Below are 17,622 nucleotides of genomic sequence, written 5' to 3' on the forward strand. Positions count from 1 at the left end.
ATTATGGGTGCCGGTCTGAGCCCCGGATCAGGTCGACCCGGAGTGGATGGCGTGTTCGATTTCCTCGGCCTCGTCCCCGATCTGGTCGCGATCGAGATACTTGCCGGCGCTCTCCTCGCCTTCGACCCATTCCAGATACGAGCGCCAGAAGAACGCGACGGCCTGCAGGAAGACGAGAACGCAGAACAGCACGATCAGCACCTTGAACAGGAAATAGGCGTTGAACCCGTTCGGGCTGAAACCGATGGTTTCCACATTCCAACGGAAGATGCGCGATTGCATCAACATGCGGTCCAGATCGCTGGTCGAGGTGACCGACGGCGTCATCAGGTGACGCCACATGAAGAACCACGCGTAAAGATAGGTGATCACGACCACCGGCAGCATGAAAAAGATGCAGCCGAACATGTCGATGACGCGCCGCGTACGGTGCTTGACCGCCGAATAGACCAGATCGACCCGCACATGCCCGCCCTGCACGAAGGTGTAGGAGACGCAAAGGCAGACCACCAGCGCATTGTAGAATTTCAGTCCCTCGGCCCACCAGCTGAGGTCCATGGCCACGGCCGTCCCGAGCGGCCCGAGCTGGATTTCGGCCACTCGGAAAATGCGCTGCAGGAACACGATCATGACCTGGATCAGGACCATGAGCAGGCCCGCCCAGGCCGCCGTGCGCCCGACGACGTTCGCGAATCCTTCGAGGATGCGGACACCGGTCCAGAGGATCTCGCGCTTCCAGGCCATGCCGAGCGCGGTGATCACGATGACGGTGGTGAAAACGACAAAGAAAAACTCGACCGACGCGCCGTAGTAGATGAAGCGCATCACCGCTTCGGGGTTGCTCCAATCCAGCCAGGCAGCCGGGTTCGTGATGGCGAGGAACAGATGATATGGCGCCAGAGCGAAGTTCTGCAGCACCCACAAGAGGAAGTCGAGCATGGCACTCTCCCGGACGCGGCCCCGCATGGGCGCGTCGCCAATCGAGTTGGTCGCGGAAAGACGGTCCGCCCGGCCGCGAGGGCCGGACGGATCACAGGATCAGGGTACGATCAGCCCGCGTTCACGCGGTTGCGCTGGCGGATGTATTCGCCATCGCCGATCTGCCACCACGCCGCGGTTTCTTCCATTGCGGCGAAGTAGCTCTCGGCGACCTCTGCGTAGATCGGGTCGCCCATGTTCTCTTCGCGCACTTCGGCGGCGGCGCGGCCGAAGGCATCCCAGACGTCGTCGGGGAATTCGCGCACCTGCACGCCCTCGGCCTGCAGACGGGCCAGCGCCGCGCCGTTTTCGGCCAGCGACATGCCCAGGTTGTTGGCATGCACCGCCTCGGAGGCGACTTCGATCATCTTCTGCTGCGCGGGGGTCAGCGATTCCCACACATCCAGGTTGACCGACAGCGCCAGCGCCGAGCCCGGCTCGTGGAAGCCCGAGGTGTAGTAGATCGAGGTGACTTCCTGGAAACCCATGCGCTCGTCCGCGAAGGGGCCGATCCATTCCGCGCCGTCGATCTGGCCCGAGGCCAGCGCCTGGTAGATTTCGCCGCCGGGGATGTTCTGGACGGATGCACCCAGACGACCCAGCACCTGACCGCCCTGACCCGGCATGCGGAAGCGCAGGCCCTGCAGATCGTCGGCCGAGGTGATTTCGCTGTTGAACCAGCCGCCGGGCTGCATGGCGGTGTTGCCGCACATGAAGGACTTGAGGTTGAACAGGCTGGCCAGCTCGTGGTGCAGGTCCATGCCGCCGCGATGGTAATACCACGACATCAGCTCGGGGCCGGTCATGCCGAAGGGCACCGAGGTGAAGAAGGCAAAGGCCGGATGCTGGTTGAGGAAGTAGTATTCGGCCGAGTGATACATGTCGGCCTGGCCGGACGACACGGCGTCGAACACCTCGAACGCACCCACAAGCGAGCCCGCGGGCATCTTGTTGATGGTCAGCGCGCCATCGCTCATCGTGGTGATCATGTCGGCGGCAAGCGAGGCCGCATCATCGAAGATGGCGAACCCGTCCGGCACCGAGGTGACCATGGTCAGGGTGCGATTGCCCTGCGCGTAGGCCGGTGCAGCCAGAGACGTGCTCGCGGCTGCCGCGCCGCCGAGTGCCGACGTGCGCAGGAATGAACGACGATCCATTAGGTATCCTCCCATTTGGATATCCACGACCCCTCGGATCGTGGGTCTTTTTTTGACTGTCAGTGGCGGCACGTTAGCGAAGCGGATGGTCGCAGAAAACACCTTTCCGCATCGCAAGCGCACATTTTTGTAAAATTTCCTTACCAAAATCGCCCGTTTTCGCCGCACTCAACCCTTGATTGCAGGATGAAAAGGTGATGCGCCCCGATGTCGCGCCAGCCGAGTCGAAACCGTCGCGATGGCCGCTTGCGGCGACGGAATCTTTCGCCCGCACACCATGCTGCGACACATTGTTCGGGCGAAAGGGCGCAGCGGGCGTTTTGACGGTTGACGCCCCTGTGGCGGCTTTCTAGTGTCGCGCGCAGTTTCGCACAGGGGACCACGGGTCATGACCCTCATTCTTGTAGTAGTAGATCGGACGCGCATGGGTCGGTAACGACAGCCATATCGGTACCCCATGCGCCCTCGGACAAACGCCGGGGGTTTTTTTGTGCCGGAACGCAGGGCCGCAGCCCAAGGGAACAGAGCGGGAGACAACAATGGAAGGACATCCGCGATGACACGCCAGATGACAGGCGCGAAGATGGTGATCGAGGCCCTGAAGGAACAGGGTGTCGATACGGTATTCGGCTATCCGGGCGGCGCGGTGCTACCCATTTACGACGAGATCTTTCAGCAAAACGAGATCCGTCACATCCTGGTGCGGCACGAACAGGGCGCCGTTCACGCGGCCGAGGGCTATGCCCGTTCGACGGGCAAGCCGGGCGTCGTTCTGGTCACCTCGGGCCCGGGCGCGACCAACGCCGTCACGGGGCTGGTCGATGCGCTGATGGATTCGATCCCGATCGTTGTTCTGACGGGCCAGGTGCCGACCTTCATGATCGGCTCCGACGCCTTTCAGGAGGCCGACACCGTCGGGATCACCCGCCCCTGCACCAAGATGAACTGGCTGGTGAAAGACACCGACAGACTGTCGGACACGATCCACGAGGCGTTCCACATCGCGACGCATGGCCGCCCGGGTCCGGTTCTGGTCGATCTGCCCAAGGATGTGCAGTTCGCCACCGGCACCTACACGCCCAAACCCCAGGTCAAGAGCCGCTATCAGCCGCGCGTGAAGGGCGACACCGCCATGATCGAGGCGCTGGTCGAGGCGATGGAACAGGCCGAGCGCCCGATCTTCTACACCGGGGGCGGCGTCATCAACTCGGGCCCCAAGGCCAGCCAGCTGTTGCGCGAACTGGTCGAGGCGACGGGGTTCCCGATCACCTCGACGCTGATGGGTTTGGGCTCCTACCCGGCCTCGGGCGACAAATGGCTGGGCATGCTGGGCATGCATGGGCTCTACGAGGCCAACCTCGCCATGCATGACTGCGACCTGATGATCAATATCGGGGCGCGGTTCGACGACCGCATCACGGGTCGCATCGCCGATTTCAGCCCCGGCTCGCGCAAGGCCCATATCGACATCGACCCGTCCTCGATCAACAAGGTGATCCACGCCGATTTCCCGATCATCGGCGACGTGGCCCATGTGCTGGAAGACATGCTGCGCATCTGGAAGGCGCGCGGCCGCAAGACCCGGTCCGAGGCACTGGCCAAGTGGTGGGAGCAGATCGAGCAGTGGCGCGCGGTGAAATGCCTGCGCTACACCAACTCGGACGCGGTCATCAAACCGCAATACGCGCTGGAACGGCTCGAGGCGTTGACCAAGGGGCGAGACCGCTACATCGCGACCGAGGTGGGCCAGCACCAGATGTGGGCCGCGCAATTCCTCGGCTTCGAGGACCCGAACCGCTGGATGACATCCGGGGGCCTGGGGACCATGGGCTACGGCGTGCCCGCCTCGATCGGGGTGCAGATCGCCCATCCCGACGCGCTGGTCATCAACGTTGCCGGCGAAGGCAGCTGGCTGATGAACATGCAGGAAATGGGCACCGCGGTGCAGTATCGCGCCCCGGTCAAGCAGTTCATCCTCAACAACGAACGCCTCGGCATGGTGCGCCAGTGGCAGGAACTGCTGCACGGCGAGCGCTACTCGCACAGCTGGTCCGAGGCGTTGCCCGATTTCGTCAAGCTGGCCGAGGCCTTCGGCTGCAAGGGCATTCTCTGCACCGATCCGGCCGATCTGGACGACGCGATAATGGAGATGCTGGACTATGACGGCCCGGTCATCTTCGACTGCGTGGTCGAAAAGCACGAAAACTGCTTCCCGATGATCCCCTCTGGCAAGGCGCATAACGAGATGCTCCTGGGCGAGGCCGACACGCAGGGCGTGATCCAGGCGGGCGGCGCGGTCTTGGTCTGAGCGACTGCCGAAAGGCACGGAATTCAGTGTCACGGGCGGGCCGCGCAGGCCCGCCCGTTTTCCATTCCGAGCCCGTGTCGGACGATCGAAACACGACCTCGGCGCGGCGTGGGTGACGAAAGCGACATCGAAAATGTCGGTTTCGGCCCTTCCATCTCGACCTTCGTCATGTTGAGGTGCGGTCCTTCACGATCCAACGGGATCGCAGATGCAACGAAACCAACAAAACCGGAGGGACACGTGTTCAAACACATCATGGTTCCGGTCGATCTCGGCCATGCCGAGAAGCTCGATCGCGCGCTTGCGGTGGCAGCCGACATGGCGCGCCATTACGAGGCGCGCGTGACCTATGTCGGCGTGACTACGCCGCAGCCCAGTTCGGTCGCGCACACGCCCGAGGAATTCGCCGAAAAGCTGGCCCACTTCGCCGCGGCCCAGGCCGAGGTGCGCGGGATCGCCGATGTCGCGTCGGATCCGATCACCTCGCATGACCCCGCGGTCGACCTCGACAAGCAGCTGGTAAAGGCGGGCGAGGATCTTTGCGCGGATCTGATCATCATGGGATCGCATATCCCCAAGCGCTTCGATCTGGGCAGTCACGGCGGCCACCTCGCGTCGCTCAGCCACCATTCGGTGATGATCGTTCGCGACGACGACTGAGCGCGCGCAAGACGAGACAAAGACCCCAAGACCGACCGCGAAACAGGCGCCGGCCCACCGGCGCGCAGCGGCCAACCTCAAAGGGAACTCGAATGACGGACAACAACACGGACATGCAGGGGATACCCCAGCCCGAGGGCGAGGTGGACCTCATCGACACCGATTACGACATCGGTCAGGACAATATCGAGGGGGCGGTAGGCCCCTTCGGTTTCGACATCCACAACCCGGTCTTCCTGATCTCCAGTTTGTCGATCGTGGCCTTCGTGGCCTACGCGCTTCTGGCGCCGACGCAGGCGGCGGATTTCTTCGGCTGGCTGCGGCCCGCCCTGACCTCGAATTTCGACTGGTTCTTCCTGATGTCGGCGAACATCTTCGTGATATTCTGCCTCGTGCTGATCGTCCTGCCGGTCGGCAGCGTCCGCCTCGGCGGCGCCGAGGCCAAGCCCGATTACAGCTACGCGGGCTGGTTCGCGATGCTCTTCGCCGCGGGCATGGGCATCGGCCTGATGTTCTTCGGCGTGCTGGAGCCGGCCTATTACTTCGGCACCCCGTGGGGTGATCAACCGCTTGGCGTCGTGCGGCCCTTCACCGAAGACGGCGCGCTGATCCCTGAGAACGTCGAAGCGGCGCGGCGCATGGCGCTGGCGGCGACCTCGTTCCACTGGGCGCTGCACCCTTGGGCGATCTATGCCGTGGTGGCACTGGCGCTGGCGCTGTTCACTTACAACAAGGGCCTGCCGCTGACGATCCGCTCGGCCTTCTACCCGATCCTCGGCGAACGCGTCTGGGGTTGGCCGGGGCATATCATCGACACGCTCGCGGTCTTCGCCACGCTGTTCGGGCTGGCGACCTCGCTGGGGTTCGGGGCGCAACAGGCCAATGCCGGTCTGGAATACATCTACGGTATTCCCAACACCACGACCGTGCAGGTGATCCTGATCTGCGCGATCACCGCCGTGGCGCTGATCTCGGTACTGCGCGGTCTGGATGGCGGGGTCAAGATCCTGTCCGAGATCAACATGGGGCTGGCGCTGCTGCTGCTGATCTTCGTTCTGTTCACCGCCGGGGCCGCCGCCATCCTGACCGAGTTCGGTCAGGGCCTGTTGGCCTACACACAAGAGGTGGTGCCGCTGTCCAACCCGTTCGGCCGCGAGGATGACGGATACCGCGAGGGATGGACGGCCTTCTACTGGGCGTGGTGGATCAGCTGGTCACCCTTCGTCGGCATGTTCATCGCCCGCGTCAGCCGCGGCCGCACGGTGCGCGAATTCATCATCTGCGTGCTGCTGATCCCCAGCCTGGTGTGCCTGCTGTGGATGGCCGTCTTCGGCGGCGCCGCGATCAACGACATGATCGCGAACACCACCGACTCGGCGGTCTATGCCAATGTCATCGCCTCCTACAGCCCGGAACTGTCTCTGTTCGCGATGCTCGAAAGCCTGCCGCTGGCGGGCATCACCTCGACCCTCGGCATCATCCTGGTGATCGTGTTCTTCGTCACCTCGTCGGACTCGGGCAGCCTCGTGATCGACACGATCACGGCGGGCGGCAAGATCGACGCGCCGGTGCCGCAGCGGGTGTTCTGGTGCACCTTCGAGGGGCTGGTGGCGATCGCGCTGCTGATCGGTGGCGGGCTTGCCTCGCTGCAGGCGATGGTGATCTCCACCGGATTGCCCTTCACCGTGGTCCTGCTGCTGCTGTGCTACGCTATCTGGCGCGGCCTGCATGCCGAGCGCGCCAATACCTGATCCGACCCACCGTGGTCTGACCAAAACCCGCCCCCGCCCCGGACTCGCGCTTGATCCCGGCGGGGGCACGTGTATTCAGGGGCCACGTCACAGGGAGATCCGGGTCAATGCCGCCGCTCAATATCGAAAAAGGCTCCAGCAGCCACTCCGCCTACGACCTCCGCAGCCACATGTCGGCAGAGGTCGAAACCCACACGCTGGCCGTTCTCGTGCAGAACGAGGCCGGGGTGTTGGCGCGGGTGATCGGGCTGTTTTCCGGGCGCGGCTACAATATCGAAAGCCTGACCGTGGCCGAGGTCGACCGCGAGGGGCACCGATCGCGCATCACCATCGTGACCAGCGGCACGCCGCAGGTGATCCAGCAGATCAAGATGCAGCTCGACCGCATGGTGCCCGTCCACGAGGTATCGGACCTGACCGTCGAAGGCCCCTTCGTCAGCCGCGAACTGGCCCTGATCAAGGTCGTCTCCAAGGGCGAACACCGGGTCGAGGCGCTGCGCATCGCCGAGATCTTTCGCGCCAATGTGGTCGACTCGACGCTGGAATCCTTCGTTTTCGAGATCACCGGCACGCCGGAAAAGGTCGACGCCTTTTGCGAGTTGATGCGCCCCTTGGGCGATGTGCGCCTGGCCCGCACGGGCGTGGCGGCCATCGCGCGCGGGGTGTGACCGGCCGCTACACCCGTGGGGTGGCCCGCGCATTGGCCCTTGTCATCGCGCTCACCACGCCGCTGGCCGCGCAGGATCTGGGCAGCGTCCGCCTTGGCGCTCCACTGCCCGAGGATCTGCCCGACCCGATCGGGCAAGAGGTGCAAGGCCCCTTCGCCTATGCGCTCTGGCGTCGGCCCGACGGCACGGCCATGTCGGTGACCAGCGATGCCCGCACCGGATCGACCCTCTATATCGAGATCTGGAATGCCGAAGGCGGCCCCCGTCCCGCCCCCCTGCCCGGGCTGAGCTTCGGACAGACGACACAGGCCGATCTGGTCGCGCGCTTCGGGTCCGAGGGGATCGTCTTCGCCGGGCGGGGGCGCGCCGCGGCCCTCGACGAGCGCGCTGCCATCTTCACCACCTACGAGATCGAGGGCAGCAGCGCGGTGCTGTCCTTCGTCAGCCTCATGCCCCTGGCGCAGGCCAGCCCGGACACGGCCGGCCAGGCACGTCTCGACGCGGTGATCCTGGCACATGGCCCCTATCTCGACACGATCTGGGGCGCCAACCGGGGGCGGCTGGAGGGCTACCGCCCCATTCCCGACCCCTTCGCCGACTGAGCCGCCGCCCGGCGACGCGCTTGCGCAAGGCGCAGCTTTGCGCGGCGCGGTGTCGGGCGATTCACGACACGGCCTATGTCGCCCGCGGGCAAGACGCCGCGAACCGCCGCCGTCACCGTCAGGACACTGCCAGCGTTCTCGTCAAGGAGGCCCGGACATGCCCGACGACATCCGCCAGACCGTGTTCGACCGCGTCCGCGCCCCGATCGAGCAAGCCAATGGCCTGCCCAATGCCCATTACACCGACCCCGCCACGATCGCCGAGGAAACCCGCGCCGTCCTCGAGACGACATGGGCCGCCCTTGCCGTGGGCGCCGACGTGCCCGAACCGGGCGATGCAAGGCCACTCGATTTCCTCGGCCAGCCGCTGTTGATGCTGCGCGACGAGGCGGGCATGGTGCGCGTCTTTTTCAACATCTGCCGCCATCGCGGCATGATCCTGGTCGACGCGCCGCGCAAGATCGAGGGCGCGATCCGCTGCCCCTATCATTCCTGGTGCTACGCCAAGGATGGCCGCCTTGTCGCCACGCCTCATGTCGGCGGGCCGGGCCAGAACGCCCATCCAGGCATCGACCGCGCCACGCTCGGGTTGGTCGAGGTCCGCAGCCATATCTGGATGGATGTCGTCTTCATCAACCTGTCGGGCGACGCGCCCGCGTTCACGCAGGTGCATGCCGACCTGATCGCCCGCTGGGCCGAATTCGACCGTCCGCTCCATCACGGCGGCAGCGACAGCTGCTTCACGCTCGAGGTGAATACCAACTGGAAGCTCGCCGTCGAAAACTATTGCGAAAGCTACCACCTGCCCTGGGTCCATCCCGGGCTGAACAGCTATTCGCGGCTGGAGGATCACTATCATATCGCGCAGCCCGGCCGGTATTCGGGGCAAGGCACCCTTGTCTACCGCCAGCTGCGCGGCACGATGGAGGAGGTCTTTCCCGATTTCGAGGGGCTCTGCGACAAGTGGGACACGGGCGCGGAATACGTGGCCCTTTATCCCAACCTGCTGCTTGGCGTGCACCGCGACCATACCTTTGCGATCATACTCGAACCCGTGGCCCATGACCGCACCCGCGAACATGTCCATATCTACTACGCCCGGCCCGGCACCGACGAGGTGATGCGCGCCAAGAACGCGACGCAGTGGAAAGGCGTCTTCGTCGAAGACATCTTCGTGGTCGAGGGGATGCAGCGCGGGCGCTTCGCCAGCGGTTTCGATGGCGGGCGGTTTTCGCCCGCGATGGACGGGCCGACGCATTGCTTTCACGATTGGGTGGCCGCGCGCATGCAGGCGCTGCGTGAGGGGTCGGCATGAGCGCGAGGCTCGATGCCGCTTTGTTGTCCGCCCACGAAACGGATGATCGCGCCGCCTTGATCCGCCTTTATGCCGAGGCGGCCGAGGTCAGCGACAGCCCGGCGGCGGCGTTCTACCTGACACAGGCCTTCGTCTTTGCATTGGAGGCCGGCGACCCGCGCGCGCAATCGCTGCGCGCGACCCTGGTCGCCCTTGGGGCGGACCGCCCCTGAGCGCCTAGCCGGTGCCGAGGATGATGCGCACGTAATCCTGCGTCTCGGCATAAGGCGGGATGCCGTTATGGCTGCGCACCGCCTCTGGCCCCGCGTTATAGGCGGCCAGCGCATGGTCCCAGCGTCCGAAATCGCGGTATTGCTGCGCAAGATACCGCGCGCCCGCATCCAAGTTCGCGCTCGGATCGGTGGGATCGACCCCCAGCAGGGTGGCCGTATCCGGCATCAACTGGGCAAGACCGATGGCGCCGGCGTGGCTGACCGCCTCGGGGTTCCATCCGCTTTCCTGATGCACGAGGCGCAGGTACAGATCCTCGGGGATGCCATGGCGCCGCGCCGCGGCCCGCGCCACCTCGAGCCATGGGCCGGTATAGCCGCCGACATAGGCCGGAACGCCGTCGCGGCTGTCGGCATCGGGGCGCAGACGCGCCGAGAACTGGTATTGCGTCGCTGCACGCCCATCCAGCACGTCGAAGGCACGGTTGAACCGCTCGGGCACGCCCTGCCCCCAGGCCGCGACCGGAAGGGTCATGGCCACCGCAAGACCGAGACGGCAAAGGGACGACAAAGCCCGCATCTTGCTCTCCAACAACTGTAAGACCGCGCGACGATACACATTTTTCGCGAATTTTCCAGCCTGTCGCCGCGCCCGAGTGTTAAGGGTTTTATTAAAACTTCTGTGGTGTTCTAAACGCCTCGAACAATTGCGTGCGGGAATCGGTCCTGGCGCGCAGAGACAAGTTGTCAGAGGCATGGAGGACGACGATGGCCGGTTCCGTCAACAAGGTGATCCTGATCGGCAATCTGGGCCGCGACCCCGAGGTGCGCAGCTTTCAGAACGGGGGCAAGGTGTGCAACCTGCGCATCGCCACCTCGGAGACGTGGAAGGATCGCAACACCGGCGAACGGCGCGAACGGACCGAATGGCACTCGGTCGCGATCTTCAACGAGAACTTGGCACGCCTGGCCGAGCAATACCTTCGCAAGGGCTCGAAAGTGTATATCGAGGGCAAGCTCGAAACCCGCAAATGGCAGGACCAGAGCGGGCAGGATCGCTACTCGACCGAGGTCGTCCTGCGCCCCTATGCCGGGGAACTGACCTTCCTAGACGGGCGTGACAGCGGCCAGGGCGGGGGCGGCGGCGGCGGTTACGGCGGATCGCAGGGCGGCGGCTATGGCGGCGGCTCCAGCTTTCCCGACGATCGCGGCGGCCCCTCGGGCGGCGGCTATGGCGGCCCGTCCGGCGGCAACGACATGGATGACGAGATCCCGTTCTGACACCGGGATCGCGTATGGCGCAGACCAACATCGACAGCCGACCGCCTGTGGCGCGGCGGTCAGGGGGCCAGGCAATGCAGCCGATCAATCCGAACGTCAGGGGCACCTTCGCGCCACCGGTGATGGAGGCGCGCCGCTGGATCGCGGGCAAGACCTTTGCCGCGGATCGCCCGCTGATCAATCTCAGCCAGGCCGCGCCGGTGGACCCGCCCCCCGACGCCCTGAAAGAGGCCATGGCCCGCGCCGTGATGGACGAGGACGCGACGCATCTCTACGGGCCGGTGCTGGGACATCCCGCGCTGCGCGACGAACTGGCCGGTCAATGGTCGGCGGCCTATGGCGGCACGATCCGCCCCGCGCAAGTGGCGGTGACCGCCGGCTGCAACCAGGCCTTCTGCGCCGCGATGGCGACCATCGCCGCGCCGGGCGATGCGGTGATGCTGCCCCTGCCCTATTACTTCAACCACAAGATGTGGCTGGACATGCAGGGCGTGGCCACGATCGGCCTGCCCACGGGCGACGATCTCTTGCCCGATCCCGATCGCGCGGCGGCGTTGTTGACAGACCGCACGCGCGCCATCGTCCTGGTCACGCCCAACAACCCGGCGGGCGTCGAATACCCGCCCACGTTGATCGCCGCCTTCCGCGATCTGGCCCGCGCCCGTGGTCTGGCCCTGGTGGTCGATGAAACCTACCGCGATTTCCATTCCTCGACCGACGCGCCGCATGACCTGTTCAGCGATCCCGACTGGGACGAGACGCTGGTCCATCTCTACTCCTTTTCAAAAGCCTACCGCCTGACCGGCCACCGGGTTGGCGCCTTGATGACCTCCGAGGCTCGGTTGGCCGAGGTCGAAAAATTCCTCGACACCGTGGCCATCTGTCCGCCGCAGCTGGGACAGGTCGGCGCGCGTGGTGGGGGATGGCGCAACCTCGGCGCCTGGCTGGCCGGCGAGCGGCTGGAGATCCTGGCGCGGCGCGATGCGGTGATTGCCGGGTTCCAGCGCCTGCCCCATTGGCGGCTCTTGGGCTGCGGCGCCTATTTCGCCTATGTGCGCCCCCGTTCGATGCGCCCTCGGACATCGTGGCGCGCCACCTGGTGGACGCGGCCGGCCTGCTGACCCTGCCCGGCACCATGTTCGGCCCCCTCAAGCCCGAGGGCGGCAGCGGCCAGGCCGAGGCGACCTTGCGCATCGCCTTCGCCAATGCCGATGCCGAGGGTCTGGCCGAGGTGACGCGCCGCCTGGCCACCCTTGCCCCGCCCCAACCTTCCGCGTAAGTCGGACGGGCGGCGATGTGACGATGAAAGGACGCTGAAGGAATGGCGAAAACGGCTGTCAAAAAGGCCTCCAACCTGTTCGTCTGGGTCTTGCTCGGCCTTCTGTTCGTGGCCCTGGCGGGGTTCGGCATCGGCTCGTTCGGCGGGTCGGCGACGCGCGTGGGCCAGATCGGCGAGGTCGAAATCACGGCCAACGACTATGCCCGCGCCCTGCAAAGCGAGATCCGCGCCCGCATCGCGGAAACCGGCGAGCCGATCAACCTGGCCGACCTGCGCGCGCAAGGCGTCGATACCGCCGTGCTGCAGGCGCTCGTGGCCCGCGCCGCGCTGTCGAACGAGGCCCTGGCGATGGGCCTGTCCGTCGGCGACGAGGAGGTCGCCCGCCAGATCACCGAAATCGACGCCTTCGCCGGTGTCGACGGCGCCTTCGACCGTGAAAGCTATGAGTTCGTGCTGTCACAGCAGGGACTAGATGCGACCGAGTTCGAAGAGGACGTGCGCGCGGACACGGCGCGCTCCTTGCTGCAGGTTGCCGTCGTCGGTGGCCTCTCGGCCCCCTCGGTCTATTCCGAAACGCTGGTCGCCTTTCAGGGCGAAACGCGCGACATCTCGATCCTGACGGTCACCGAGGCCGATCTGCAGGACGGGTTGCCCGACCCGACGGCGCAGGATCTGGCCAGCTACTACGACGAAAACCCGCAGCGCTTCACCCGGCCGCAGGCCAAGGGCATCACCTATGCCTGGATCACCCCCGACCAGATCATGGATCAGGTCGCGGTCGACGAACAGGCCCTGCGCGGGCTCTATGACGACCGGATCGACCTGTATGTGCAGCCCGAACGCCGGCTGCTGGAACGGCTGGCCTTCGGCAGCGAGGCCGCCGCGCAAGAGGCCGCCGATGCCATCGCCGCCGGCGACACCGATTTCGACACGCTTGTGCGCGAGCGTGACCTGACCCTCGACGATGTCGATATCGGCGAGGTGGCCGCCGGCGACCTGCCGGCCGACGCATCCGAGGTCATCTTCAACGACACCGAAAGCGAAATTCTCGGGCCCCTGCCATCCTCGCTGGGGCCGGCGCTCTACCGTGTGAATGCCGTGCTCGAGGCCAGCGAAGTGTCCTTTGACGCGGCGCGTGACGATCTGCGCCAGGAATTGGCGGAAGAGGCCGCGCGGCGTCGGATCGACGACATGCGCGAGATGATCGACGACGACCTGGCCTCGGGCGCGACGCTCGAGGAACTGGGCGAGACCACGGACATGACGCTGGGCTCGATCGCCTATACCGCAACCTCGGAAGAGGCGATTGCCGCCTATGATGCGTTTCGCGACGCCGCCGACGCGGTCCGCGAGGGGGATTTCCCCGAACTGCTGGAGCTGTCGGATGGCGGGCTGTTTGCCCTGCGCCTGGACGAGGTCGTGCCCCCCACCCTGCCGCCGCTGGCCGAGATCGAGGACGAGGTCGCCGCGGCCTGGCGCGCCACCGCCCTGCGCGCGGCCGTGGCAGACCGCGCCTCGGAGCTTGTCGGACAAGTGGCCACCGGCGCGCCGCTCGAGGATCTGGGCGATCTCACCCAGGAACGCATGATCCGGCGCCAGGATTTCGTGCCCGGTCTGCCGCCCACACTGGTGGCGCAGGCGTTCCAACTGGACGAGCCGGGCGATATCGTCATGGTTCCCGCGGCCGAGGCGGCCCATATCGTGCGCCTCGACGCGATCAACCCCGCGGCCCGCGATGCGCCGGACACCGCGATCCTGTTGCAGATCATGTCGCAGACCGTGACGCAGTCGCTGACCCAGGACATTTTCGAAAGTTTCGGGCGCGCGCTCGAGGCGCAGGCCGGCATCCAGCTTGACCAGGGCGTCATCAACGCCGTGCATTCGCAGTTCCCCTGATGGCCCTGACCCCGGATTTCGAAAGCTTCGAGGCCGGCTGGGCCGCCGGCAGGAACCAGTTGGTCTATGCCCGCCTGGCCGCCGATCTGGATACGCCGGTATCGGTGATGCTGAAACTGACCGAGGCCGGGCGCGACGCCTTTATCCTCGAGTCCGTGACCGGCGGCGAAGTGCGCGGCCGTTACTCGATCATCGGGATGAAACCCGATCTGATCTGGCAATGCCGCGGCACGGAAAGTCGCCTGAACCGCAGCGCCCGCTATGACCGCGACGCGTTCGAGCCCTGCACCCGGCCCCCGCTCGAGGCGCTGCGCGCGCTGCTGGCGGAATCGGCCATCGACATGCCCGCCGACCTGCCGGCGGCGGCCGCCGGGCTGTTCGGCTATCTGGGATACGACATGATCCGGCTGGTCGAGCATCTGCCGGACGTGAACCCCGATCCGCTCGGGCTGCCGGACGCTGTGTTGATGCGCCCCTCGGTCGTGGCGGTGCTGGACGGGGTCAAGGGCGAGGTCACCGTGGTCGCGCCGGCCTGGGTCGCCTCGGGCCTGTCGGCGCGGGCCGCCTATGCCCAGGCCGCCGAACGGGTCTCGGACGCGCTGCGCGATCTGGAACGCGCGCCGCCCGCCGCCGCCCGGGAGATGGGCGCGGCGCAGCCCGTCGGCGAGCCGGTCTCGAATTTCGCCAAGTCCGATTATCTCGCCGCCGTGGAAACCGCCAAGGATTACATCCGCGCGGGCGACATCTTTCAGGTCGTGCCCTCGCAGCGCTGGACGGTCGATTTCCCGCAGCCGCCCTTTGCGCTGTATCGTGCGCTGCGCCGGACGAACCCGTCGCCCTTCATGTTCTATTTCAACTTCGACGGCTTCCAGGTGGTGGGCGCCAGCCCCGAGATCCTGGTCAGGGTCTTTGACGGCGAGGTCACGATCCGCCCGATTGCGGGCACCCGGCCGCGCGGCGCGACGCCCGAGGAAGACCGCGCCCTCGAGGCCGACCTGATGGCCGACGAGAAGGAACTGGCCGAACACCTGATGCTGCTGGATCTGGGGCGCAACGACGTGGGCCGTGTCGCCAGGATCGGCACCGTGCACCCGACCGAGGAATTCATCGTCGAACGCTACAGCCATGTCATGCATATCGTGTCGAACGTGGTGGGCGAATTGAGCGACGAGCATGACGCGCTGTCGGCCCTGTTGGCGGGTCTGCCCGCTGGCACCGTCTCGGGCGCGCCAAAGGTCCGCGCGATGGAGATCATCGACGAGCTGGAGCCCGAAAAGCGCGGCGTCTATGGCGGCGGCGTGGGCTATTTCAGCGCCGGCGGCGACATGGACATGTGCATCGCGCTGCGCACCGCCGTGGTTCAGAACGGCAAGCTCTATATCCAGGCCGGCGGCGGTGTCGTCTATGACAGCGACCCCGAGGCCGAGTTCGTGGAAACCGTGAACAAGTCGCGCGCCATCCGCAAGGCGGCCGAGGATGCGGGCCTGTTCACCGGGCGCGGCAACCTCTAGGGAAGATCGGTTGCGCCCGGGCGCGTTTTCGCCGGCGAAAACGGCACGGAAAACCCGGGTTTTCCGCCCGTCCACCGCGCGTTGGTCACTCCGACAGCGCGCGGCGCAACACCTCGGAGACCGGCGCAATCGCCACGCCCTCGTTGCGACCCGACAGCGCCCAGGAAAACAGGGCGGTGACCGTATCGGGCCGCGTGCGGCCCGCGACGACAACCGCGCCTTCCTGCTGCGCGGCGAACTCGGCACGGCCAAGGTAGCGGGTGATGACGGTGGCGCGCTGGTCCTCGTCATCGAGCAGGCGGAACAGGGTCACGGCGGGCACATCCGCACGCAGCGCGGTTTGCTCGGCCGCGTTCAGGCCGCGGGCAAAGGCCAGCATGCCCTGCCCACGCCCGGCCACATGGCCCACGGCCGCATCCAGAACGGGGCGATCCGACTGGATGCGGCTGTCCGGCGTATCGAGCAGCGCGATGGCCTCGGGCACGGCGCGGTTGGCCTCGGCCAGGGCGACCTCGACATCCTGCGGCGTGGCCCCGGCGGGCAGACCGCCGCCGAGGATCAGCACCTCGAACCCCGCAGCGCGAAAGGCGGCGGCGCGGCTCGCGGCATCGGCGCGCAGCGGGTCGATGGCGAAGGCGACCGGAAAGGAAAACCGGGTCAACGTGGCGATGTCCAGGCCAGCCTCGGGATCGTCGATCAGAACCACCGCGATCAGCGGACGCTCGTCGCCTTGGGCATCGAAGGGCACCGCGTAACGCGCCAGCGCGCCGGCCTGGGCCGCATCGGCCGCGTCGGGCATGTCGGCCTCGGCCGCCGGGTCCGCCCCCTCGACCGTCGCGTCCGGCCTGTCCGGCGCCGCCACCTGCGGCAGGGCGCCGGGCGCGCCAACCCGCAGGCTGCGCGGCGGGGCGGGGGCCGCGGGGTCTTCGGCTGTCTGCATCTCGGCCCCGCCCGGCTGTGGCGCGGGTTGAGGTGCGGCGGGGGGCATCGGCCCGCCCGGCACGGCCAGATCGTCCTCGGTCACCAGCCCAAGGGGGGCGGCCCCCTGCGGCGGGACAAGGCGGCGAACGGGCGGCAGCGGGGTGTCGTCGTCCAGAACCGGCGCGGGGGCCGTGGCCACCTCGGGCGCGGGGGCGGTGTCCGCGGGCGCTGTCGGCGGTGGCCCGTCATCGTCACCCGCGACAGGCTCGGTCGCGTCCGGCACCGGGGCCGGGGCCGTTTCCGGGCTTGGCGCGGTTTCGGGGCCCTGCGTCTGCAACGGGCCCGGCCCCGTGGCCGCCACGCCGGGTTGCGGGTCACCGCCGCCCAGATCGGGCGCGTCCATGTCGATGGCGGCCAGGGCCGCGGGCACCGGCGGGGTCGGCGAGACGGCGATGTCGGGCTGTGGGGCCGGCGCGGTATCGAGCGCCTGGGGCACCGTGCCCCCGGGCTCGGCGGGCGCGCGTGGTGTAGTGGCCTGCGGCGCGGTATCGGTTTCGGGCAATGCGGCCGCTTCCTCGGGCGGCGGACGGTTGAACTCGGACCCGGCGGGCAGCGGGATCGCCGTCGCGGGGCCCGATGACGCGCCCTCTGCGGCCGTGGCCGGGGCTTGTACCCCGTCATCCGCGCCCGACGGTTCTGGCGCGAGGGCCGTCGTCTCGCCTTCGGCCACCGGGTCTGCGTCGGGACCGATGGTCGGCGACGCGGCCTCGCCCAAACCGCTGGTCCCTTCCGCATCGGTCGTCTGGGTGCCGGTCTCGGGCTCTGCATCGGTCGTGCGGCCCAGCCCCACCGGGCTGCTGTCGCCCACCTCCGGCGCGCCTGTCGCCGGTGCCACAGCGGTGCGCGCGCCGCGCTCGGGCAGCGGCGTCGACAAGGATACGGCCCCCGCAACCACAACCGCCACAAGGCCGCCCCAGATCACGCCCCGGATGATCCCACCGCCCATCGATCCCTCCATCTGCCATACGCGTCAGGCCATGATCCGGCCCTGCGCGTCGCCTCGTCCGCGCCGTCTTGTCCCGGTCG

14 protein-coding genes and 1 pseudogene are annotated in these 17,622 nt (G+C 67.0%); 11 read left to right on the plus strand and 4 right to left on the minus strand.

What is annotated here, in order from left to right:
- Nucleotides 1-27 precede the first annotated feature (27 nt).
- Both ROSELON_RS14555 and ROSELON_RS14560 read right to left on the minus strand, forming a co-directional pair.
- Nucleotides 28-939 carry a TRAP transporter small permease subunit gene (locus ROSELON_RS14555; RefSeq protein ID WP_025313062.1) on the minus strand — a complete coding sequence of 304 codons (912 nt, stop codon included), beginning with the start codon at nt 937-939 and terminating at the stop codon, nt 28-30.
- Nucleotides 940-1,049: 110 nt separating this feature from the next.
- Complete coding sequence (locus tag ROSELON_RS14560; RefSeq protein WP_025313063.1) at nt 1,050-2,135, minus strand: TRAP transporter substrate-binding protein; 1,086 nt, start codon at nt 2,133-2,135, stop codon at nt 1,050-1,052.
- A 556-nt stretch (nt 2,136-2,691) separates the two neighbouring features.
- On the opposite strand from ROSELON_RS14560, the gene ROSELON_RS14565 reads away from it, so the two are divergent.
- From ROSELON_RS14565 to ROSELON_RS14595, 7 genes are all read left to right on the plus strand, one after another.
- Nucleotides 2,692-4,443, plus strand: coding sequence for an acetolactate synthase 3 large subunit (locus ROSELON_RS14565; RefSeq protein WP_025313064.1), 1,752 nt, complete (start codon nt 2,692-2,694; stop codon nt 4,441-4,443).
- Between the two features lie 240 nt (nt 4,444-4,683).
- Nucleotides 4,684-5,103, plus strand: a complete 420-nt coding sequence (locus ROSELON_RS14570; RefSeq protein WP_025313065.1) for a universal stress protein — start codon at nt 4,684-4,686, stop codon at nt 5,101-5,103.
- Nucleotides 5,104-5,195: 92 nt separating this feature from the next.
- Entirely contained in the window at nt 5,196-6,854 is a 1,659-nt protein-coding gene (locus ROSELON_RS14575; protein WP_025313066.1) for a BCCT family transporter, read from the plus strand.
- Between the two features lie 107 nt (nt 6,855-6,961).
- Entirely contained in the window at nt 6,962-7,522 is a 561-nt protein-coding gene (gene ilvN, locus ROSELON_RS14580; RefSeq protein ID WP_025313067.1) for an acetolactate synthase small subunit, read from the plus strand.
- Nucleotides 7,519-8,124 (plus strand): hypothetical protein, encoded by a 606-nt coding sequence (locus ROSELON_RS14585; RefSeq protein ID WP_025313068.1) that lies wholly within the window; start codon nt 7,519-7,521, stop codon nt 8,122-8,124. The genes ilvN and ROSELON_RS14585 overlap by 4 nt, the downstream gene beginning before the upstream one ends.
- A gap of 157 nt (nt 8,125-8,281) precedes the next feature.
- Nucleotides 8,282-9,439, plus strand: a complete 1,158-nt coding sequence (locus ROSELON_RS14590) for an aromatic ring-hydroxylating oxygenase subunit alpha (protein WP_051508423.1) — start codon at nt 8,282-8,284, stop codon at nt 9,437-9,439.
- Complete coding sequence (locus ROSELON_RS14595; protein ID WP_025313070.1) at nt 9,436-9,651, plus strand: hypothetical protein; 216 nt, start codon at nt 9,436-9,438, stop codon at nt 9,649-9,651. Before ROSELON_RS14590 ends, ROSELON_RS14595 begins: the two co-directional genes overlap by 4 nt.
- A 4-nt stretch (nt 9,652-9,655) precedes the next feature.
- Here ROSELON_RS14595 and ROSELON_RS14600 read toward each other — a convergent pair whose 3' ends face one another.
- Nucleotides 9,656-10,183 (minus strand): lytic transglycosylase domain-containing protein, encoded by a 528-nt coding sequence (locus ROSELON_RS14600; protein WP_245605353.1) that lies wholly within the window; start codon nt 10,181-10,183, stop codon nt 9,656-9,658.
- A gap of 233 nt (nt 10,184-10,416) precedes the next feature.
- Between ROSELON_RS14600 and ssb the strand changes: the two genes are divergently transcribed.
- From ssb to trpE, 4 genes and pseudogenes are all read left to right on the plus strand, one after another.
- Nucleotides 10,417-10,929 carry a single-stranded DNA-binding protein gene (ssb, locus tag ROSELON_RS14605; RefSeq protein ID WP_025313072.1) on the plus strand — a complete coding sequence of 171 codons (513 nt, stop codon included), beginning with the start codon at nt 10,417-10,419 and terminating at the stop codon, nt 10,927-10,929.
- A 74-nt stretch (nt 10,930-11,003) separates the two neighbouring features.
- A pseudogene (locus ROSELON_RS14610) lies at nt 11,004-12,208 on the plus strand (aminotransferase).
- A gap of 42 nt (nt 12,209-12,250) precedes the next feature.
- Nucleotides 12,251-14,104: a peptidylprolyl isomerase gene (locus ROSELON_RS14615; RefSeq protein WP_025313073.1), complete on the plus strand. Its 1,854-nt coding sequence runs from the start codon at nt 12,251-12,253 to the stop codon at nt 14,102-14,104.
- Nucleotides 14,104-15,615 (plus strand): anthranilate synthase component I, encoded by a 1,512-nt coding sequence (trpE, locus tag ROSELON_RS14620; protein ID WP_025313074.1) that lies wholly within the window; start codon nt 14,104-14,106, stop codon nt 15,613-15,615. The genes ROSELON_RS14615 and trpE overlap by 1 nt, the downstream gene beginning before the upstream one ends.
- Before the next feature lie 85 nt (nt 15,616-15,700).
- On the opposite strand, the gene ROSELON_RS17605 is transcribed toward trpE, so the two are convergent.
- A complete protein-coding gene (locus tag ROSELON_RS17605) occupies nt 15,701-17,542 on the minus strand; it encodes a divergent polysaccharide deacetylase family protein (RefSeq protein WP_156945954.1) in 1,842 nt (613 codons plus the stop codon).
- Nucleotides 17,543-17,622 lie beyond the last annotated feature (80 nt).

The organism is Roseibacterium elongatum DSM 19469 (genome assembly GCF_000590925.1).
Taxonomy (GTDB): domain Bacteria; phylum Pseudomonadota; class Alphaproteobacteria; order Rhodobacterales; family Rhodobacteraceae; genus Roseibacterium; species Roseibacterium elongatum.